We start from the raw sequence: 19,063 nt of genomic DNA, 5'->3' as shown, positions 1-19,063 counted from the left end.
CGCGCGGCAACCGCTCGTTTCCAAGAACCGCTCCCGCAGAGGACAACACCAAGTGACGACGGAGCTTCGGCCCTCGTCCCCTCTCCCCGCTTGCGGGGAGAGGGTTAGGGTGAGGGACAAACGTGCCTGACGGTCCGCTTTACTGTTCCGACAGCTTGATATCCGGGGTGTAATCCTTGCCCTCGACCTCCTTGAACACCGCCTGGCCGCACTGCATGTGCTGCGTGTCGGCATTGAAGGCATAGGTGGGCGAGCCGTGCAGGCTCCAGCCCAGGTTCAGCGCCGCCGTCACCTTGTGACAGAAGGAAGCGTCGTCGGGACCGGTCAGGAAGCGATAGAGTTTCAAGATCTTGTCTTTCGTTTTTCGATGAGATCCGCCTTGGCGGCGAGCATCACGGCCTGGTCGAGGTGCAGCCGCTCGACCATCCGTCCGTTGAGATTGATGACGCCCTTGCCGGCGTTTTCCGAGAGCGCAAAGGCAGCGATGATCGCACGCGCCTCGTCGACGGCGATCTGCTCGACGCCGAAACGTTCGTTCGCCGGGCCGATCTGGGCCGGGTGGATCAGCATCTTGCCGTCATAGCCCATGTCGCGGCCCTGCCGGCATTCCTCGTCGAAACCATCAGCGTCGCGAAAATCGTTGAAGACGGCGTCGATGACGTCGAGGCCGCCGCCGCGCGCGGCCAGCAGGATCTGCATCAGCCAGGGGATCAGATAGGGACGGCCGGGACGATCCGGAACGCCGGTATCCTTGCGCAGGTCGTTGAGGCCGACGACGAAGCAATCGAGCCGGCCGCCGAAGGTGCGGCCGGTCTCGGCAATGAGAGGCGCGTTGATGACGCCGCGCGGCGTCTCGATCATCGCCCAGAGACGCAGCGTCTCCGGCGCATCGTTTTCGGTCAGCCAGTCGGCCGCCGCCTGGATATCCGCCGGGCTTTCGACCTTCGGCAGGAGGATGGCGTCGGGATTGGCCGCAAGCACCGCAGCGAGATCGTCCTGGCCAAATCCCGAACCGAGCGCATTGATGCGGATGACGATCTCGCAATCCGGCCGGTTCGCCGTCAGGTGCTGTACCAGCGCCGCGCGTGCTTCCACCTTGCGTTCAGGCGCAACCGCGTCCTCAAGATCGAAGATCGCGGCGTCGGTCGCCAGTTCGGCGACCTTGGCAAGCGCCCGGGCGTTGTCAGCGGGCACACAAAGCACCGAGCGGCGCAGGCGCACGGGGTGATGTTCTGTCGATTTGCTCATGCCCCAGTTGTGCCCGCCTTTGCCCCGTTCCGCAAGGCGAGGCGAACCGCCGCACCTCTTTCGAAAGCCCGCCTCTTGCAAGTGCAGGCCCGAACCACCACATCGCCATCAGAAAGGTGACGATTATGCAAAGCATTCGCTCTGTTCTCTTTACGGCCGCAGCCCTGACCATCACGTTTGCGGCCTTCGTGCTGACCGCTTCGTTGGCGCTGGCACTGGCCGGCATCGCCGCCGTCGTCGTGATCGGCAGCGCCATTGCCGCAAGGCTGAATTTCAGGCCAGCCCGCGCCACGGCGCGCCCGGCTGCCGCAGGCGCCGCTCATGGCCAGCGCGAGATGCGCATCTGGAACGACGGTCGCGGCACGATCATCGACCTCTGATCCCGGCGATCGCAGTGATCCGCAATCGAGCCGATCCGTGATCGGCTCGAGCCCCTGTTGCCGTCCATCCAAAGCCGCATTCAGCCGGCTGCGAAATTTTTCCATCCCCATGTCGGATCGGGCGTTCCGCGCCCGTCCTTGAGACAGGCAGCCTACTCCTGGCTCGTCATAAAGGATGGAGAAACCCGATGGATACCCAAACGCAGCAAACCGAAACGACGCAGCCGGCACCGGTCCTGAACGGGCTTCTGCCCTATCTTCAGGTCGATGGCGCCGCCAAGGCATCCGAATTCTACCAGCGCGCCTTCGGTGCCAAGGAGGTCAACCGGCATCCGCTCGACGAGCAGGGCCGCACGATGCACATCCATCTCTATGTCAACGGCAGCTCGCTGATGCTGGCCGATGCCTATCCGGAATATGGCCATCCGCTGGAAAAGCCGCAGGCCTTCACCCTGACGCTCACCGTCGAGGACATCGATGCCTGGTGGGACCGTGCCGTTGCCGCCGGCGCCGAAGTGGTGATGCCGATCGAGGTGATGTTCTGGGGCGACCGCTACGGCCAGCTCCGCGATCCTTTCGGCGTTCTCTGGGCGATGAACAGCCCTGTGAAGGCAGGCTAAGTCCTTCCCGACAATCGAAATCCGGACGAAGCTCTCGCCGGGCGGGCATTTTCACCCGCCCGGTGAAGCGTGTTTGGATAGATTTTCCTTCATTTCGGCGCAAAACTCATCTAAACGCTAGCGCAACATTCTTCTGAAATCGAAGGCCTGAAGTTATGGAAAAATTCGTCAAGCTCACCGGTGTCGCCGCCCCTCTCCCCGTCGTCAACATCGACACGGACATGATCATTCCGAAGGATTACCTGAAGACGATCAAGCGCACCGGCCTCGGCAAGGGCCTTTTCGCCGAAGCCCGCTACAATGAGGATGGCTCGGTCAACCCGGACTTCGTGCTCAACAAACCCGCCTACCAGAACGCCAAGATCCTGGTTGCCGGCGACAACTTCGGTTGCGGCTCGTCGCGCGAACACGCCCCCTGGGCGCTGCTCGACTTCGGCATCCGCTGCGTGATCTCCACGTCCTTTGCCGACATCTTCTACAACAACTGTTTCAAGAACGGCATTCTGCCGATCGTCGTCAGCCAGGCCGACCTCGACAAGCTGATGGACGACGCCTCGCGCGGCTCCAACGCCATCCTCTCGGTCGACCTGGAATCCCAGGAAATCACCGGTCCGGACGGCGGCTCGATCAAGTTCGAGATCGACGCCTTCAAGCGCCACTGCCTGCTGAACGGCCTCGACGACATCGGCCTGACGCTGGAAAAGGCAACCGCCATCGACAGCTTCGAGAAGACGGTCGGCGCCTCGCGCCCCTGGGCTTAAAGCTAAGATATGGCGCGCAAGCTCATCTCCTCGGGTTCGCCCTTCGAAAAGAAGGCAGGCTATTCACGTGCCGTCGCGATGGGCGACTGGTGCTTCGTCTCCGGCACGACCGGCTACGACTACGCCACCATGACCATGCCGGAGACGGTGGAAGAGCAGGCGCGCAACTGCCTGAAGACAATCGAGAGCGCGCTGACGGAAGCGGGCTTCTCGCTTAAAGACGTGGTGCGCAATCACTACTACGTCACCGATGCCAGCTTCGCCGACCGGGTGTTCCCGATCTTCGGCGAAGCCTTCGGCGAGATCCGTCCGGCCGCAACCATGATCGTCTGTGACCTGATCCGCCCGGAAATGCTGATCGAGATCGAAGTCACCGCCCTCCGCGGCTGAGACCGAGCTTTTCTGCTCACGCCATCTTTTCCCAAATCGATTCCGATTTTGGCCAATATGCGATAGTCCATGGACACCGCCTGCTAGACCTATGCTGAACCGGAAGACGATTATGCAATTCGAAGGCACCGCAGATTACATCGCCGACAAGGACTTGATGATCGCCGTCAACGCTGCGATCCGGCTGGAGCGGCCGCTGCTCGTCAAGGGTGAACCCGGCACCGGCAAGACCGAGCTTGCCCGCCAGATCGCTGCAGCCCTTGGCCTCGATCTTATCGAATGGAGCGTCAAGTCGACGACGAAGGCGCAGCAGGGCCTTTACGAGTATGATGCTGTGTCGCGCCTGCGCGACAGCCAGCTCGGCGACGAGCGCGTCAACGAGGTCCGGAACTATATCCGCAAGGGCAAGCTCTGGCAGGCCTTCGAGGCCGACCGGCGCGTGGTGCTTCTGATCGACGAGATCGACAAGGCCGACATCGAGTTTCCGAACGACTTGCTGCAGGAACTCGACCGCATGGAATTCCATGTCTACGAGACCGGCGAGATGATCGGCGCCCGTCACCGGCCGATCGTCATCATCACCTCCAACAATGAGAAGGAATTGCCGGACGCCTTCCTGCGCCGCTGCTTCTTCCACTATATCCGCTTCCCCGATGCAGACACGCTCGCCCGCATCGTCGAGGTGCATTATCCCGGCATACGCAAGACGCTGCTCTCGGCAGCCCTGGCCGCCTTCTACGACATCCGCCAGGTCCCCGGTCTCAAGAAGAAGCCGTCCACCTCCGAGGCGCTCGACTGGATCCGCCTGCTTGTCGCCGACGAGGTCGATCCGGCGGACCTCCGGGCCGACGCCAAGACAATGCTGCCGAAGCTGCATGGTGCGCTGCTGAAGAACGAGCAGGACGTGCATCTCTTCGAACGCCTGGCCTTCATGGCACGCCGCGACGGATGAGGCCGGACGCCCACAAGGTGCTGATCTACGCCACCTGGCAGGACCGCCTGCTGGTCTTCGATGAGCCGGACTTTCCCGAAATCGAGTTGCAGGTACCCGGCGGCACGATGGAGCCGGGCGAAAGCCCGGAGACATCGGCCTTGCGGGAATTCGTCGAAGAGACCGGGCTGGCGCCACCGGAAACACTCAGCCATCTCGACACGCACGATTACCACTTCCGGAAGGAAGACAGGACCATTTGCCATCGCCGGCACTATTTTCATGTCGCCCTTGCCGGCGAACAGCGGCAAACATGGCTGCACCAGGAAATGACGCCCTTTGGCGGTGGTGTGCCGATCCGCTTCCGCTTCTTTTGGCTCGGCATCGACGAGGCTAGCCGTCGGCTCGGATACGGCATGCAGGACGGCTTAGGTTATCTTCACACGCACTGAAGTTGCCCCTCACCCTAGCCCTCTCCCCGCAGGCGGGGAGAGGGGACGAAAATGGCGACGGTCGCCGCGAGACAATGATGTCCGGGTTTCTTTCTGGAACGGAAATGATCGGTCCCTGGGAGGCGCGAGCGGGTGCCACAAGCTCCCTTCTCCCCGCCTGCGGGGAGAAGGTCGCGGCAGCGGGATGAGGGGCCGCCCGACCGCCCGAATCGTTTTTCTTGACCCCCGCGCCCCAGTCGCGCTATCAAATTCCCCGTGGTGATTTGGCCGGCCGGCTTGCAGCCACGTTAAACAAGTCGCTAAAGGGCCGAGGAAAGTTGGATTTCCGAGGACCGGTCGCGATCAATCGCCGCCGGTTTTTTTGTATTGATCGAGTGGAAGCCCATGCCCATCAAGATTCCCGATACGCTGCCCGCTTTCGAAACCCTCGTGCATGAGGGCGTGCGGGTGATGACCGAGACCGTGGCGATCCGTCAGGATATCCGCCCGCTCCAGATCGGGCTCCTGAACCTCATGCCGAACAAGATCAAGACCGAGATCCAGATGGCGCGCCTGATCGGTGCCTCGCCGCTGCAGGTGGAATTGTCGCTGGTGCGCATCGGCGCCCACCGGGCGAAGAACACCTCGGAAGATCACCTGCTTTCTTTCTACGAGACCTGGGACGAGGTGAAGGGCCGCAAGTTCGACGGTTTCATCATAACCGGCGCGCCGGTCGAGACGCTCGAATACGAGGATGTCACCTATTGGGACGAATTGAAGCGCATCCTCGATTGGACGGAGACCAACGTGCATTCGACGCTCAATGTCTGCTGGGGAGCGATGGCGGCGATCTACCATTTCCACGACGTGCCGAAGTATCCGCTGAACGAGAAGGCCTTCGGCGTCTACCGCCACCAGAACCTCAATCGCTCTTCCGTTTATCTCAACGGCTTCTCCGACGACTTCGCGGTTCCCGTCTCGCGTTGGACCGAGGTCAGGCGCGCCGACATCGACAAGGTGCCCAGCCTCGAAATCCTGATGGAATCGAAAGAGATGGGCGTCTGCCTCGTGCACGAGAAGAAGGGCAATCGGCTCTACATGTTCAACCACGTGGAGTATGATTCGACTTCGCTGTCGGACGAATATTTTCGCGACGTGGACGCAGGCGTGCCGATCAAGATGCCGCACGACTATTTCCCGCACAACGATTCGACCCTGCCGCCGCAGAACCGCTGGCGCAGCCATGCCCATCTCTTCTTCGGCAACTGGATCAACGAGATGTACCAGACGACGCCCTATGATCTGGCAAGGATCGGCACCGGAGAAAGCCAGGACTGACCGATGTTCATCCCCTTCTTCCTCGAACTCAAGGCGGCGAAGGTTCCGGTGACGCTCCGGGAATTCCTCTCCTTGATCGAGGGGATGGAGGCGGGCATCGCCGCCTTCGATGTCGAAGCCTTCTATTATCTGGCGCGCACGGCGCTGGTGAAGGACGAGCGCCATATCGACCGTTTCGACCGGGTGTTTCAGCACTGCTTCTCCGGGCTCGAGGCGGTCAATCCCATGGAGACGGGCGAAGAGGCCGTCATCCCCGAGGACTGGCTGCGCAAGCTCGCGGAAAAACACCTGACCGAGGAAGAAAAGCGCCTGATCGAATCCCTCGGCGGCTTCGACAAGCTGATGGAGACCCTGCGCCAACGGCTTCGGGAGCAGCAAGGTCGGCACCAGGGCGGCTCGAAATGGATCGGCACCGCCGGCACCTCCCCCTTCGGCGCCTATGGCTACAATCCCGAAGGGGTCAGGATCGGCCAGGACCAGTCGCGCCACCGTCGCGCCGTCAAGGTCTGGGACCGGCGCGAGTTCAGGGATTATGACGACACGGTCGAACTCGGCACGCGCAACATCAAGGTGGCGCTGAAAAGGCTGAGGCGCTGGGTGCGCCAGGGGGCGGCCGACGAGCTCGACCTTTCCGGCACGATCCGCGCCACCGCCGAACACGGTTATCTCGACGTGGTGACCCGGCCCGAGCGGCGCAATGCCGTGAAACTGCTGATGTTCTTCGATATCGGCGGCTCGATGGACGATCACATCCGCATCGTCGAGGAACTGTTTTCAGCGGCCCGCGGCGAGTTCCGCCATATGGAGCATTTCTACTTCCACAACTGCGTCTACGAGGGCCTGTGGAAGGACAATCGCCGCCGCCGTGTCGACATCACCCGCACCACCGAAGTGCTGCGCACCTATGGCGGCGACTATCGCGCCATCTTCGTCGGCGACGCGTCTATGAGCCCCTATGAGATCAGCCATCCCGGCGGCTCGGTCGAGCATTGGAACGACGAGGCGGGCGCACTCTGGCTTTCGCGCATGACAGCGCATTTTCCGCGTTCGATCTGGATCAATCCCGTGCCCGAACAGCACTGGGGCTACACTCAGTCGATCGGCATGGTGAAGAGCCTGTTCGAGGGGCGAATGTTCCCTTTGACGCTCGCCGGCCTGCAGGATGCCACCAAGCAACTGTCGCGCTGAAATCCCCCCGAAATTCTGCAGCGCCGCGCGTCTCTTACGATGCGCTAAGGTCGCATTAGCGCTTTGGATGGCTGCATGTTCTTGCCCTTGAATCGGTGACGATTTTAACGAGCCACACAGCAAGATTTCCGGTTGCCGCGCCCTCGGAAATGACGCAGGTTGCTGCCAACGCGGAGAGGGGAGTAAGCGGTGGACATGCATCAGAACACGGAAATCTTCGGCCATCTGCCATCCGGCGAGCCGGTCCATCGTGTGGTGCTGTCCGGTGGCGGTCTCACCGCCCATGTGCTCACCTGGGGCTCGGTGATCCAGGACCTCCGCCTGGAAGGCCACGAACCGCCACTGGTGCTCGGCTTCACCGATCTCGAAAGCTACCTCGCCCATTCGCCCTACCTCGGCGCCACACCGGGGCGCTGCGCCAACCGGATCGCCGACGGGCGCTTCACGCTCGACGGTGAGACCTACCAGCTCGAATTGAACGAGAAGGGCGTCACCCACCTGCACGGCGGCAGCGACAATATCGGTAAACGCAACTGGACGATCACCCGCCAGACGCCTGATAGCGTGACGCTCACGATCACCGATCCGGACGGACGCGCCGGCTATCCCGGCAATTGCAAGGTCACCTGCACTTACCAGCTGAAGCCCGGCGGCGTCTTGAGCGTCGTTTACGAGACCGAAACGGACCGGCCGACGCTCGCCAATGTCTGCCAGCACAGCTATTTCAATCTCGACGGCACTGCCGACGCGCTCGGACACGACATCATGATCGCCGCCGACCACTACCTGCCGACCACCGAACGCCAGGTGCCGACGGGCGAGGTGCGTGCGGTCGAGGGCACCGCTTTCGATCTCCGCGAAATGACGTCGCTGCGTCGCCAGACCGAGGGCGAGCGCATCAGCTACGACCACAATTTCTGTCTTTCAAGCGAGCGCATGGCGAAGCATTCGGCGGCGTTCGCGCGCAGCATCAATTCCGGCGTCACGCTGGAGGTGCTGACCACCGAGCCCGGCGTGCAGCTCTATACCGGCGCCAAGCTGAACATCCCCGTCCCCGGCCTTGAGGGACGGCACTACGGCCCGTTTGCCGGCTTCTGCCTCGAAACCCAGATCTGGCCGGATGCCGCCAACCACTCCGATTTTCCGAGCGCGGTGCTGCGCCCCGGCGAGATCCTCCGGCAGGAAACGGACTACGTCTTCATGAAAAGCTGAGCGGCGCACGCGGGCGTCGACGATCTCTAGCGAACGGGAAAGACGGCGAGCACCGCAAGGGCAGCCGTGGTGTCCGATCGAGGACAGGTGTTCGCACGGCGAAGCGTCCGGTTGCGAAGCGGAATGCGCCTGACGACGGATGCCGTTCATTTCCAGAACAATAGTAAAATGAAGTGGTTGGGAGAAATTGGAGCGGGTGAGGCGATTCGAACGCCCGACCCCAACCTTGGCAAGGTTGTGCTCTACCCCTGAGCTACACCCGCTCATTAACCGCGGTCCGGGGGTAGTCGGTGGACCGTGGCGTCGCTGTCTTGCGGCGACGGGCGGTATATGGCCTAAGCGATTTTGGAATGCAACAGGGAAATGATGAGAAATCGAATATTTTTTTGGAGACCCTTCACGAAGCCCGGAAATGCCGCGTTTTCGGCCATCGTCGCCGCCTGTGAGATTGCGCGGCCACCGGCTTCTCCCCTAAAGCAGAGGCGAAACGAATGCCCAAGGGATGAGAATCATGAGTGAATCACAGCCGAAGACCGCCGAAGACCTCTTTCATTTTCTCGACGGACTTGGGATCGAGCATAAAACCAAGAGCCACGAGCCGGTGTTCACCGTTGCCGAATCGGTGGCGCTGCGTGACGAGATCCCTGGCGGCCACACGAAAAACCTTTTCGTGAAGGACAAGAAGGACAACTATTTCCTGCTCACCGTCGAGGAACACGCGACGGTGGACCTGAAGACCGTTCACCAGGTGATCGGCGCGGCAAGCAAGATGTCCTTCGGCAAGCCGGAGAAGCTGATGGAATATCTGGGCGTCATCCCGGGTGCGGTGACCGCCTTCGGCGCGATCAACGATACCGGCGGCAACGTCAAGATGATCCTCGACGAGGAACTGATGAAGTTCGACATCGTCAACTGCCATCCGCTCTCCAATGACGCGACGACCTCGATCGCCTCCAGGGATCTGCTGCGTTTCATGGAAGCGACCGGACACGAACCGCTTGTCTTGAAAGTCACGGCCTGACATACGATCTTTGGCGCGAATGCAGTAAGCTGGCAGACGAGCCGGCGAGGAGAGAAGAATGACGGGCAGCGACAATCCCTATGCAGGGTCTTTCGGCACTCAGATGACGGCCTCGGCCTCCTTCGGTCAGCCGGCGCCGGCGGCCGCGTCGGGCGGTGACCTGATCACGGAAACCACCACTGCCAACTTCACCAAGGACGTGCTCGACGCCTCCAGGCAGCAGCCGGTTCTCGTCGATTTCTGGGCGCCCTGGTGCGGCCCGTGCAAGCAGCTGACCCCCGTCATCGAAAAGGTGGTCACGGAGGCCGCAGGCCGCGTCAAGCTCGTCAAGATGAACATCGACGATCACCCCTCGATCGCCGGCCAGCTCGGCATCCAGTCGATACCCGCCGTCATCGCCTTCGTCGGCGGGCGTCCGGTCGATGGTTTCATGGGCGCGGTACCGGAAAGCCAGATCAAGCAATTCATCGAAAAGATCGCCGGTCCGGCCGTCGACGACAGCAAGGCGGAGATCGAAGCGGTTCTCGCTGATGCCAAGGCGCTCATCGACGCCGGCGACGCCCAGAACGCCGCCGGCCTCTACGGCGCCGTGCTTCAGGCCGATCCCGAAAACGTCGTGGCGATCGCCGGCATGGTTGACTGCATGATCGCGCTCGGCCAGGTCGCCGAAGCCCGCGAAGCGCTCTCCGGGCTGCCGGAAGACCTTGCCAAGGACGCAGGCATTGCGGCCATCGGCAAGAAGCTCGACCAGATCGAGGAAGCCCGCAAGCTCGGCGATCCCAACGAGTTCGAACGGCGCCTTGCCGCAAATCCCGATGATCACGAGGCGCGCGTGCTGCTCGCCAAGATCCGCAATGTCGAAGGCGACCGGACGGCTGCCGCCGATCACCTGCTAACGGTCATGAAGCGCGATCGGGCTTTCGACGACGACGGCGCGCGGCGCGAGTTGCTCTCCTTCTTCGAGGTCTGGGGACCGAAGGATCCGGCAACGATCGCCGCACGGCGCAAGCTCTCGTCGATCCTGTTCTCCTGAGCCGTCAGGCATTTTTTTCGAGGAGGGGCGCTGTTTGCGCCCCTTTTTCGTAAGTGCGCCTGATCACGATCCACATTCACCCATGAAGATCGGTGTCCTCGTCCCTTGAGATTTTCTAGGAACGCACCATCTCTTCATCTGGTTGACCACGCTTCCTGGGCGGGGCAAGAGCGGATACCTGCAGGGTCTATCGGAAAATGCTCGTCGGAAATGCACGCTATCTCGGTCCGAAGGACTTGCCGGAGATCATTCCGGTGTTTCCGCTGACCGGTGCGCTGCTGCTTCCCGGTGCCCAGCTTCCGCTCAACATCTTCGAACCGCGCTACCTTGCCATGCTCGATGATGCGCTCTCCGGCAACCGCCTGATCGGCATCGTGCAACCTTCCTTCTGCGAAGGCCGCAGCGAGACTGCCACCGGCCCGATGCAGGCGCTCTGCGAGGTCGGCTGCATCGGCCGCATCACCTCCTTCGCCGAGACCGGCGATGGCCGCTACATCACCTCGCTCACCGGCGTCTGCCGCTACCGGCTGTTTTCGGAAGTCTCAGCGACGCGCGGTTACCGCCGTTTCCGCATCGGCCCCTTTGCCGCCGATCTCGAAAACCGCGACGATGAAACCCTCGTCGACCGGGCAGCTCTGCTTGCCGCCTTCAAGGCCTATCTCGAAGCCAACAAGCTCAAGGCCGATTGGGAAAGCGTCGAACGGGCGAGCAACCGTACGCTCGTCAATTCCATGGCGATGATGTCGCCCTACGGCCCCGCAGAAAAACAGGCCCTGCTCGAAGCACCCGACCTCAAGACACGCGCGGAAACCCTGATCGCCATCACCGAGATCGTGCTCGCGCGCGACTTCGGCGATATGGACAGCATCCTGCAGTGAGCGACGGATAATGGATATCAACGCCAGCAAGGTCGATCCGAAACTGCTTGAACTGCTCGTCTGCCCGCTGACCAAGGGGCGCCTCAGCTACCACGCCGAAGCCAACGAACTCATCTCGGAAAAGGCTCGCCTCGCCTATCCGATACGCGACGGCGTGCCGATCATGCTCGTCTCCGAAGCACGCAAGATCGAGGATTGAGGGCGCGCCTTCTTTGGGTGCGGAGTTTGTAATCGCCCCTCATCCGGCCTGCCGGCCACCTTCTCCCCGCCAAGCGGGGAGAAGGAACCTCGTGGCGCACTCGGCGCCAACCTCTTCTCTTCGACATGAAGATAGTGCCACGCATTCGACCGAGTCCCCTCGCCCCGCCTGCGGGGAGAGGGCTAGGGTGAGGGGCAATCCTCAGGTCGATGTTCAGATCGGCTCGCCCGACAAGAGCCGCGGATCCGCCTCGCCGGCAATCCCGGCCGCTTGGCGAATGAAGAAATTCTTGAGCGACGGCAGCCGGTCGACCAGACCGAGGCCGAAGTCGCGGGCGATGCGAACCGGCGTGATATCGTTCGAAAACAGCCGGTTGAGCACGTCGGTCGTCACCCCCATGCGGAAGGTGTCGAAACGCCGCCAGCTCTGATAGCGCTCGAGCACGGCGAGTGAGCCGATGTCGAGCCCGAGTCGGTCAGCTTCGACGATCGTTTCGGCGAGCGCCGCCACGTCCTTGAAGCCGAGGTTGAGCCCCTGCCCCGAGATCGGATGAATGCCGTGGGCCGCGTCGCCGGCAAGCGCGAAACGCGGCTTGACGAAATCGCGCGCAAGCGTCAGGCCGAGCGGAAAGGCCCGCCGTCCGCCGACCACCTTCAGGTGTCCGAGCTTGTGGCCGAAGCGACGCTCCAACTCTTCCTCGAACAGGAAATCGTCGCCGGCGACCAGGCGTTCGGCGTCTTCGGTGCGCTCGGTCCAGACCAGCGACGAGCGGTTGTTCTTGAGCGGCAGGGTCGCGAATGGACCGGCCGGCAGGAAATGCTCCTCCGCCGTGCCCTCGTGCGGCCGCTCGTGCTCGACCGTTGTCACGATACCGGACTGGCCGTAGTCGAATTCGACCGTCTTGATGCCGGCGGCATCGCGCAGCTTGGAGCGAACCCCGTCACAGGCGACGAGCAGGCGTGCTTCCAGTTGTTCGCCGCCGGCGAGCGTGACGGCGACCGCATGGTCGCCGCTTTTAAAGGTTTCGACAATCGTCGACTGACGATTGACGATGCCGAGGTCCTCGCACGCCCCGCGCAGCGCGCCGACCATTGCCGTGTTCGGCACCATATGGGCGAAGGGCCGGCCATCGCCGCTGTCGCCATCGAAGGTCAGAAACACAGGGCGCACCGGATCGGCCGCCTTCGAATCGGTAATCACCATGCGACGGATAGGCTCGGCCTCCGGCACGATCTGATCCCAGACGCCAAGCACATCGAGCATGCGTTCGGCAGCCGACGCAACCGCCGAGGCGCGCTCGTCCTTCTTCCAGGCGCCTTCCGGCGCACCGTCGATCACCATGACGCTGAGATGCGGCGCCGCCTTTTTCAGGGAAACGGCGAGCGAAAGGCCGACATAGCCGCCACCGGCAATCAAGACATCGAGCATCGGCTTTCTCCGTCGCACTTGAGCATCGTTTTATGTCTATATAGATCAATGCCATCGACGTTCCTACCATCGGAGACAGCCGAAATGTCGCGCCCCACCGAGACCACCACGCCCATGGATGCGCTGCTCGCCATTCTCGATCTCGAGAAGCTGGAGGAAAACCTCTTCCGCGGCCTGAGCCCGCAGGTCGGCTGGCAACGCGTCTTCGGCGGCCAGGTCATCGGCCAGGCGCTGGTGGCGGCCCAGCGCACCGTCGACGCGGACCGCTTCGTCCATTCGCTGCACGCCTATTTCATGCGGCCCGGCGATCCATCGGTGCCGATCATCTATGAGGTTGACCGTATCCGCGACGGTTCGAGCTTCGCCACAAGGCGCGTCGTCGCCATCCAGCACGGCAAGGCGATCTTCTCGATGTCCGCCTCTTTCCAGTACGACGAGGACGGTTTCGACCACCAGATCGAAATGCCGAAGCTCGCCATGCCGGAAACCTTGCCGGGCGAACAGGAGCTGAAGGAGAAATTCCTCGTGCATGCGCCGGAAGCCATCCGTCGCTACTGGGAACGGCCGCGGCCGATCGAGATCCGCCCGGCCTCGCTGCAGCATTATTTCACCCGCAATGACGGCAAGCCGATCCAGGATGTCTGGGTCAAGGCGGTCGGCACGGTTCCGGACGAGCGCCATATCCAGGCGGCCATCCTTGCATATCTCTCCGACATGACCCTGCTCGACACCTCGCTCTATGCGCACGGCACCTCGGTCTTCGATCGGAACCTGCAGGTCGCGAGCCTCGATCATGCCATGTGGTTCCACCGCCCCTGCAAGATGGACGACTGGCTGCTCTATACCCAGGACAGTCCGAGTGCACATGGTGCCCGCGGGATGACCAGAGGCAGCCTTTTTACGCGTTCCGGCGTGCTGATCGCCTCCGTCGCCCAGGAAGGGCTGATCCGGAAAAAGGCAACTGAATAGAAAAAGGGCAGTTTTTTCAATCTGCCTATTTTTTAATCTTCTAAATTGACGATTTTTTGATGCGCCGCAGCATTGTCGCTGCGGCGTCCGTTTTTCTCATTGTTTTTCATAGGCTTAGAACAGACATCCGAATCTGGCACGCCCCTTGAATGTCATAGTGCGGTTGCACGGCGCACTGGCGCTCCGCAGCAAGGAGAGATGGCCTCCTCCGGAGGCGAACAAGGATGAAACCAGATGAAAATTGTGATGGCCATTATCAAGCCGTTCAAGCTCGATGAGGTTCGCGAAGCCCTCACTGCTGTCGGCATCCAGGGCCTGACCGTGACCGAAGTCAAAGGCTACGGCCGCCAGAAGGGACACACCGAAATCTACCGCGGCACCGAATATGCCGTGAGCTTCCTGCCGAAACTGAAGGTCGAAATCGCCGTTCCCTCGGAGCTCGTCGACATGGCTGTGGAAGCGATCGCCACAGCCGCCAAGACCGGCCAGATCGGCGACGGCAAGATCTTCGTCTACGCCATTGACCATGCCGTGCGCATCCGCACCGGCGAAACCGATTCAGAAGCGTTGTAAATCACGCCGTTCAGGGAGCACTATTCGATGTCATCTACGAAACTTTCCACCTCTCTTGGACGCCTCGGCGCGCTGACGGCCGCCTTGCTTGCGCCGGTTGTCGCCTTCGCACAGGAAACAGCCCCGGCTGCAACGGAGGCTGTTGCCGCCGTCCCGGTTCCCGACAAGGGCGATACCACCTGGATGCTCTTGTCCACCATCCTCGTGCTCCTCATGACCGTTCCGGGCCTCGCGCTCTTCTACGGCGGCCTGGTGCGCGCCAAGAACATGCTGTCGGTTCTGATGCAGGTCCTGATGATCACCGCGATCGTCATGATTATCTGGGTCACCTACGGCTACTCGCTGGCTTTCACTGACGGCGGCTCGCTCAACCTGTTCGTCGGCGGCTTTTCGAAGATGTTCCTTGCCGGCGTTGATACGACAACGCTCGCCGAGAGCTTCTCCAAGGGCGTGTTCATCCCCGAATATGTCTTCGTGGTGTTCCAGATGACCTTCGCCTGCATCACGCCGGCGCTGATCGTCGGCGCCTTTGCCGAGCGCATCCGGTTTTCGGCCGTCGTCCTGTTCGTCATTCTCTGGGTCACTTTCGTCTACTTCCCGATCGCCCACATGGTCTGGTTCTGGGGCGGCCCGAGCGCCTACACGGCTCCGACCGGCCTTATTTTCTCCTTCGGCGCGATCGACTTTGCCGGCGGTACCGTGGTCCACATCAATGCCGGTATTGCCGGACTCGTCGGCGCCATCCTGCTCGGCAAGCGTACGGGCTATAAGAGGGAAATCATGGCACCGCATTCGATGACGCTCACGATGGTCGGCGCATCGCTGCTCTGGGTCGGCTGGTTCGGCTTCAATGCTGGTTCCAACCTTGAAGCCAACGCCTATGCCGGCCTCGCGATGATCAATACATTCCTCGCAACTGCTGCTGCCATCATCTCCTGGGCCGTCGTCGAAACGCTCGTCCGCGGCAAGGCATCGATGCTCGGTGCAGCCTCCGGTGCCGTCGCCGGCCTCGTCGCGGTCACGCCGGCCGCCGGCTTCGCCGGGCCGATGGGTGCGATCGTGCTCGGCTTCATCGTCTCCCCGGTCTGCTACTTCTTCGTCGACGTGGTGAAGAACAAGTTCAACTACGACGACAGCCTCGATGTCTTCGGCATCCACGGTGTGGGCGGCATCCTCGGCGCCATCGCCACGGGCATCCTCGTCAATCCGGCCCTTGGCGGCGCCGGAATCGTCGACTACTCGACGGCGGATTTCGCCGCCGGTTATGCCGGTACGGCAACCCAGGTCCTGGCGCAGCTCAAGGGCGTGCTCGTCACCGTTGTCTGGTCCGGCATCGGTTCGTTCATCATCTTCAAGATCGTGGACGCGATCGTCGGCCTGCGTGTCTCCGTCGAAGCCGAGCGCGAAGGCCTCGACCTCTCGTCCCACGGCGAAGCCGCCTACCACATCTAAGCGGATTGCGGCGTCGAATCTGGCGCTGCTCATAGTCCCGTCGCGATCCGTCTGATGCGGATCGCCCTTGGCCCGGATCGAAAGGTTCGGGCCTTTTTCATGCCGATCTTCAAGTCACCCACCGCTATTTTAGCGGCAACTACGCATGGTTAATGTCGCATTAACCGTACTCCGCTTAGGTTGATTCCATGGCGCGCAATGCGCCCTTAAGATCGAGACGGGCAGCAGGCAACATGAGCAGAAGCAATCCGGCAACGCTTGACAGCCGTTCCAACCGGTTCGTGCTAACCACCTTCGTTTGGCGACAGATCGCGTCGCTGGCGGGCTTTGCGCTTTTCGGCGCATTGGCGCTGGCCGTCGCGGCGCTATCGACATGGAACGTCGCCGACCCGAGCTTCTCCTACGCCACATCGGAAGCGCCCACCAACGTGCTTGGTTATCCGGGTGCGGCCTTTGCCGATATCTTCATGCAGTTCTTCGGCCTTGCCAGCGTCGTCGCCCTTCTGCCGGCTGTCGCCTGGGCGCTGGTGCTGATCAGCGGCAAGCGCTTCGACAAGACCTTCAAGCGCCTTGGCGTCTGGTTCATCGGCTCCGTGCTTGCCGGCGCGGCGCTGAGCTGCGTCCCCGCCCCGATCACCTGGCCGCTGCCCAACGGCCTCGGCGGCGTCTTCGGCGACATGATTCTCCGCTTCCCGGCACTCTTCACCGGCGCCTTCCCGACCGGCACGCTCGCAACCGTACTCGCCTGCATCTTCGCCGCACCGGCCGCCTGGTGCCTGATCTACAGCGCCGGCCTCATCGGTGTCAGCGATGAAGAGGAAGACGAAGAGGTTGTCGAGCCGACGCCGAGCAAGGCGCGCACCGTCCGCGACGAGCTGGACGAGGACGACAGCGAGGGGCCCTTCACCCTGCTGATGGGCTCCTTCGCCCATATGCGCTACACCATGCACGCACGCGTGCGCCGCATTTTCGGCATGAGCGGCACGCGCAGTTCGCCCAAGCGCCAGTATGACGAGCCCTACGATTTCAACAACGACGAGTTCGGCACGCTGAACGAGCCGGTTCGGCCGAAGCCGATGGCCGCCGGTGACCGCATCGAACCCTCGCTCGATCGCTCCGAACGCCGCATCGTCACGCCGCCGCCGATCATGGCCGATGACGAGGACGACGACATGCCCTTCGACATCGGCGAGCGTCGCCCTGCGGGCATCCTGCCCGACGATGAGGACGACGATCCGGCAGCCGACTGGGCGCCGCGGGCAGCGCCGCCGAAGCAGGGTCTGCCGAAGTCAGGCTCGCGCGTGGCAACGCCGGCTCCCCGTCCGAAGACCGGCCAGAGGATCGAGCGTGAAGCCCAACGCTCCTTCGTCGAAGACGATGGCGACTTCGCGCTGCCACCAATGCATTTCCTTGCGGAACCGAAGAATGTCGGCCGCGACGCATCGCTCTCACCGGACGCGCTTGAACAGAATGCTCGCATGCTCGAGGGTGTGCTTGAGGACTTCGGCGTCAAGGGCGAGATCATCCACGTGCGCCCCGGCCCGGTCGTAACCCTCTATGAACTGGAGCCGGCACCCGGCATCAAGTCGTCCCGCGTCATCGGCCTTGCCGATGACATCGCCCGCTCGATGAGCGCGATCGCTGCCCGCGTCGCCGTCGTTCCCGGCCGCAACGCCATCGGCATCGAACTGCCGAACCAGCGGCGCGAGACCGTCTACCTGCGCGAGCTCATCGGCTCGCGTGACTTCGAGACCTCCAAGGCGCGCCTCGCCATGGCGCTCGGCAAGACGATCGGTGGCGAACCCGTGGTCGCCGATCTCGCCAAGATGCCGCATCTGCTCGTTGCCGGCACCACCGGTTCGGGTAAGTCGGTTGCGATCAACACCATGATCCTGTCGCTGCTCTATCGCCTGCGCCCGGATCAGTGCCGCCTGATCATGATCGACCCGAAGATGCTCGAGCTCTCCGTCTATGACGGCATTCCGCACCTGCTTTCGCCCGTCGTCACCGACCCGAAGAAGGCGGTGGTCGCGCTGAAGTGGACGGTGCGCGAGATGGAAGAGCGCTACAAGAAGATGTCGAAAATCGGCGTGCGCAACATCGACGGCTTCAACAGCCGCGTCGAGCAGGCGCTTGCCAAGGGCGAGCAGATCACCCGCACGGTGCAGACCGGCTTCGACCGCCAGACGGGCGAAGCCATGTACGAGACCGAGGAATTCGATCTCACGCCGCTGCCCTACATCGTCGTCATCATCGACGAAATGGCCGACCTGATGATGGTCGCCGGCAAGGACATCGAAGGCGCCGTCCAGCGCCTTGCGCAGATGGCGCGCGCCGCCGGCATCCATGTCATCATGGCAACGCAGCGCCCCTCGGTCGATGTCATCACCGGTACGATCAAAGCCAACTTCCCGACCCGCATCTCGTTCCAGGTCACCTCGAAGATCGACAGCCGTACGATCCTTGGCGAACAGGGTGCCGAACAGCTGCTCGGCATGGGCGACATGCTCTACATGGCCGGTGGCGGTCGCATCCAGCGCGTCCACGGTCCCTTCGTCTCCGACACCGAGGTCGAAGAGGTCGTCGCCTATCTGAAGACCCAGGGCGTGCCGCAATATCTCGACGCGATTACCGAGGATGATGACGAGGATGGCGAAGGCGGCGGCCCGGCCGGCACCTCCAATCTCGCCGATTCGGACGACCCTTACGACCAGGCGGTCGCCGTCGTCCTGCGTGACGGCAAGGCTTCCACGTCCTACGTTCAACGGCGCCTCGGGATCGGTTACAATCGTGCCGCCTCGCTGATCGAGCGCATGGAGCAGGAAGGCATCATCGGCCCGGCGAACCACGCCGGAAAACGCGAAATCCTGGTTCCGACCGAGGAATAGAGCAATTTCGGCAGGATCTCGGGCATTTTTCGTCCGGATTTACGCCGATAGATCAACACGGCAATCCCGCACCGGATTGCGGGGCCGAACTGGTAACGGTCATGTGAGAGCGCGAGCCCTAAA

At 62.4% G+C, this 19,063-nt stretch carries 20 protein-coding genes, 1 tRNA gene and 1 riboswitch; of the genes, 17 read left to right on the top strand and 4 right to left on the bottom strand.

Translation table 11 applies throughout. The features are described from left to right. Positions 1–139: 139 nt before the first annotated feature. Positions 140–346 (bottom strand): DUF1737 domain-containing protein, encoded by a 207-nt coding sequence (locus tag V7S54_RS13305; RefSeq protein ID WP_065374125.1) that lies wholly within the window; start codon positions 344–346, stop codon positions 140–142. Beyond that, the gene (locus V7S54_RS13300; RefSeq protein ID WP_065374124.1) at positions 343–1,248 is read right to left on the bottom strand and encodes an HpcH/HpaI aldolase/citrate lyase family protein; all 906 of its coding nucleotides are present in this window, start codon (positions 1,246–1,248) and stop codon (positions 343–345) included. Before V7S54_RS13300 ends, V7S54_RS13305 begins: the two co-directional genes overlap by 4 nt. A gap of 125 nt (positions 1,249–1,373) precedes the next feature. Here V7S54_RS13300 and V7S54_RS13295 point away from each other — a divergent pair, with 125 nt between their 5' ends. From V7S54_RS13295 to V7S54_RS13255, 9 genes are all read left to right on the top strand, one after another. Continuing rightward, on the top strand, positions 1,374–1,628 hold the full coding sequence (locus V7S54_RS13295; RefSeq protein WP_065374123.1) for a hypothetical protein: 255 nt from the start codon (positions 1,374–1,376) through the stop codon (positions 1,626–1,628). Between the two features lie 188 nt (positions 1,629–1,816). After that, on the top strand, positions 1,817–2,248 hold the full coding sequence (locus tag V7S54_RS13290; RefSeq protein ID WP_065374122.1) for a VOC family protein: 432 nt from the start codon (positions 1,817–1,819) through the stop codon (positions 2,246–2,248). Positions 2,249–2,403: 155 nt separating this feature from the next. Beyond that, positions 2,404–3,009: a 3-isopropylmalate dehydratase small subunit gene (gene leuD / locus V7S54_RS13285; RefSeq protein ID WP_065374121.1), complete on the top strand. Its 606-nt coding sequence runs from the start codon at positions 2,404–2,406 to the stop codon at positions 3,007–3,009. Between the two features lie 9 nt (positions 3,010–3,018). Further along, on the top strand, positions 3,019–3,399 hold the full coding sequence (locus V7S54_RS13280; protein WP_065374120.1) for a RidA family protein: 381 nt from the start codon (positions 3,019–3,021) through the stop codon (positions 3,397–3,399). A 112-nt stretch (positions 3,400–3,511) separates the two neighbouring features. After that, positions 3,512–4,351, top strand: a complete 840-nt coding sequence (locus V7S54_RS13275; RefSeq protein ID WP_065374119.1) for an AAA family ATPase — start codon at positions 3,512–3,514, stop codon at positions 4,349–4,351. Further along, positions 4,348–4,782, top strand: a complete 435-nt coding sequence (locus V7S54_RS13270) for an NUDIX hydrolase (protein ID WP_065374118.1) — start codon at positions 4,348–4,350, stop codon at positions 4,780–4,782. The genes V7S54_RS13275 and V7S54_RS13270 overlap by 4 nt, the downstream gene beginning before the upstream one ends. A gap of 245 nt (positions 4,783–5,027) precedes the next feature. Beyond that, a riboswitch (SAM riboswitch) is annotated at positions 5,028–5,105 on the top strand. A gap of 61 nt (positions 5,106–5,166) precedes the next feature. Beyond that, positions 5,167–6,099: a homoserine O-acetyltransferase MetA gene (metA, locus tag V7S54_RS13265; RefSeq protein WP_065374117.1), complete on the top strand. Its 933-nt coding sequence runs from the start codon at positions 5,167–5,169 to the stop codon at positions 6,097–6,099. Between the two features lie 3 nt (positions 6,100–6,102). Further along, the gene (locus V7S54_RS13260) at positions 6,103–7,287 is read left to right on the top strand and encodes a vWA domain-containing protein (protein WP_065374116.1); all 1,185 of its coding nucleotides are present in this window, start codon (positions 6,103–6,105) and stop codon (positions 7,285–7,287) included. Positions 7,288–7,482: 195 nt separating this feature from the next. Further along, positions 7,483–8,499: an aldose epimerase family protein gene (locus V7S54_RS13255; RefSeq protein WP_065374115.1), complete on the top strand. Its 1,017-nt coding sequence runs from the start codon at positions 7,483–7,485 to the stop codon at positions 8,497–8,499. A gap of 188 nt (positions 8,500–8,687) precedes the next feature. Here the strand turns inward: V7S54_RS13255 and V7S54_RS13250 are convergent. After that, a tRNA-Gly gene (locus V7S54_RS13250) sits at positions 8,688–8,762 on the bottom strand. 248 nt (positions 8,763–9,010) lie between these two features. Here V7S54_RS13250 and V7S54_RS13245 point away from each other — a divergent pair. The 4 genes from V7S54_RS13245 (at position 9,011) to V7S54_RS13230 (ending at position 11,630) form a co-directional block, all read left to right on the top strand. Further along, positions 9,011–9,520: a prolyl-tRNA synthetase associated domain-containing protein gene (locus tag V7S54_RS13245; RefSeq protein ID WP_336408447.1), complete on the top strand. Its 510-nt coding sequence runs from the start codon at positions 9,011–9,013 to the stop codon at positions 9,518–9,520. A gap of 58 nt (positions 9,521–9,578) precedes the next feature. Then, complete coding sequence (trxA, locus tag V7S54_RS13240) at positions 9,579–10,553, top strand: thioredoxin (RefSeq protein WP_065374113.1); 975 nt, start codon at positions 9,579–9,581, stop codon at positions 10,551–10,553. A 197-nt stretch (positions 10,554–10,750) separates the two neighbouring features. Beyond that, entirely contained in the window at positions 10,751–11,431 is a 681-nt protein-coding gene (locus V7S54_RS13235) for an LON peptidase substrate-binding domain-containing protein (protein ID WP_065374112.1), read from the top strand. A 10-nt stretch (positions 11,432–11,441) separates the two neighbouring features. Next, positions 11,442–11,630, top strand: a complete 189-nt coding sequence (locus tag V7S54_RS13230; RefSeq protein ID WP_057254939.1) for a Trm112 family protein — start codon at positions 11,442–11,444, stop codon at positions 11,628–11,630. Positions 11,631–11,843: 213 nt separating this feature from the next. Here V7S54_RS13230 and V7S54_RS13225 read toward each other — a convergent pair whose 3' ends face one another. Beyond that, a complete protein-coding gene (locus V7S54_RS13225) occupies positions 11,844–13,058 on the bottom strand; it encodes a ubiquinone biosynthesis hydroxylase (protein WP_336408448.1) in 1,215 nt (404 codons plus the stop codon). A gap of 84 nt (positions 13,059–13,142) precedes the next feature. Between V7S54_RS13225 and tesB the strand changes: the two genes are divergently transcribed. From tesB to V7S54_RS13205, 4 genes are all read left to right on the top strand, one after another. Further along, positions 13,143–14,027, top strand: a complete 885-nt coding sequence (gene tesB / locus V7S54_RS13220; protein WP_065374110.1) for an acyl-CoA thioesterase II — start codon at positions 13,143–13,145, stop codon at positions 14,025–14,027. 234 nt (positions 14,028–14,261) lie between these two features. After that, on the top strand, positions 14,262–14,600 hold the full coding sequence (locus tag V7S54_RS13215) for a P-II family nitrogen regulator (protein WP_065374109.1): 339 nt from the start codon (positions 14,262–14,264) through the stop codon (positions 14,598–14,600). A gap of 27 nt (positions 14,601–14,627) precedes the next feature. After that, on the top strand, positions 14,628–16,052 hold the full coding sequence (locus V7S54_RS13210) for an ammonium transporter (protein WP_065374108.1): 1,425 nt from the start codon (positions 14,628–14,630) through the stop codon (positions 16,050–16,052). Between the two features lie 233 nt (positions 16,053–16,285). Beyond that, positions 16,286–18,940 carry an FtsK/SpoIIIE family DNA translocase gene (locus V7S54_RS13205; protein WP_065374107.1) on the top strand — a complete coding sequence of 885 codons (2,655 nt, stop codon included), beginning with the start codon at positions 16,286–16,288 and terminating at the stop codon, positions 18,938–18,940. Positions 18,941–19,063 lie beyond the last annotated feature (123 nt).

Origin of the sequence: Ensifer sp. CCNWLY38 (assembly GCF_037120565.1) — a bacterium.
GTDB classification, from domain to species: Bacteria; Pseudomonadota; Alphaproteobacteria; order Rhizobiales; family Rhizobiaceae; genus Ensifer; species Ensifer adhaerens_H.
Note: the sequence above shows the minus strand (reverse complement) of the source record. Positions and strands in the feature narration are given on the sequence as shown.

Excerpts from the sequence above, each read along its gene's own strand:
- V7S54_RS13215 (WP_065374109.1), top strand. The coding sequence starts at position 14,262 with ATGAAAATTGTGATGGCCATTATCAAGCCGTTCAAGCTCGATGAGGTT.
- leuD (WP_065374121.1), top strand. The coding sequence starts at position 2,404 with ATGGAAAAATTCGTCAAGCTCACCGGTGTCGCCGCCCCTCTCCCCGTC.
- trxA (WP_065374113.1), top strand. The coding sequence starts at position 9,579 with ATGACGGGCAGCGACAATCCCTATGCAGGGTCTTTCGGCACTCAGATG.
- V7S54_RS13290 (WP_065374122.1), top strand. The coding sequence starts at position 1,817 with ATGGATACCCAAACGCAGCAAACCGAAACGACGCAGCCGGCACCGGTC.
- V7S54_RS13245 (WP_336408447.1), top strand. The coding sequence starts at position 9,011 with ATGAGTGAATCACAGCCGAAGACCGCCGAAGACCTCTTTCATTTTCTC.
- V7S54_RS13295 (WP_065374123.1), top strand. The coding sequence starts at position 1,374 with ATGCAAAGCATTCGCTCTGTTCTCTTTACGGCCGCAGCCCTGACCATC.
- metA (WP_065374117.1), top strand. The coding sequence starts at position 5,167 with ATGCCCATCAAGATTCCCGATACGCTGCCCGCTTTCGAAACCCTCGTG.
- V7S54_RS13260 (WP_065374116.1), top strand. The coding sequence starts at position 6,103 with ATGTTCATCCCCTTCTTCCTCGAACTCAAGGCGGCGAAGGTTCCGGTG.
- V7S54_RS13300 (WP_065374124.1), bottom strand. The coding sequence starts at position 1,248 with ATGAGCAAATCGACAGAACATCACCCCGTGCGCCTGCGCCGCTCGGTG.
- V7S54_RS13230 (WP_057254939.1), top strand. The coding sequence starts at position 11,442 with ATGGATATCAACGCCAGCAAGGTCGATCCGAAACTGCTTGAACTGCTC.
- V7S54_RS13235 (WP_065374112.1), top strand. The coding sequence starts at position 10,751 with ATGCTCGTCGGAAATGCACGCTATCTCGGTCCGAAGGACTTGCCGGAG.
- V7S54_RS13210 (WP_065374108.1), top strand. The coding sequence starts at position 14,628 with ATGTCATCTACGAAACTTTCCACCTCTCTTGGACGCCTCGGCGCGCTG.
- V7S54_RS13275 (WP_065374119.1), top strand. The coding sequence starts at position 3,512 with ATGCAATTCGAAGGCACCGCAGATTACATCGCCGACAAGGACTTGATG.
- tesB (WP_065374110.1), top strand. The coding sequence starts at position 13,143 with ATGTCGCGCCCCACCGAGACCACCACGCCCATGGATGCGCTGCTCGCC.
- V7S54_RS13225 (WP_336408448.1), bottom strand. The coding sequence starts at position 13,058 with ATGCTCGATGTCTTGATTGCCGGTGGCGGCTATGTCGGCCTTTCGCTC.
- V7S54_RS13255 (WP_065374115.1), top strand. The coding sequence starts at position 7,483 with ATGCATCAGAACACGGAAATCTTCGGCCATCTGCCATCCGGCGAGCCG.
- V7S54_RS13205 (WP_065374107.1), top strand. The coding sequence starts at position 16,286 with ATGAGCAGAAGCAATCCGGCAACGCTTGACAGCCGTTCCAACCGGTTC.
- V7S54_RS13270 (WP_065374118.1), top strand. The coding sequence starts at position 4,348 with ATGAGGCCGGACGCCCACAAGGTGCTGATCTACGCCACCTGGCAGGAC.
- V7S54_RS13280 (WP_065374120.1), top strand. The coding sequence starts at position 3,019 with ATGGCGCGCAAGCTCATCTCCTCGGGTTCGCCCTTCGAAAAGAAGGCA.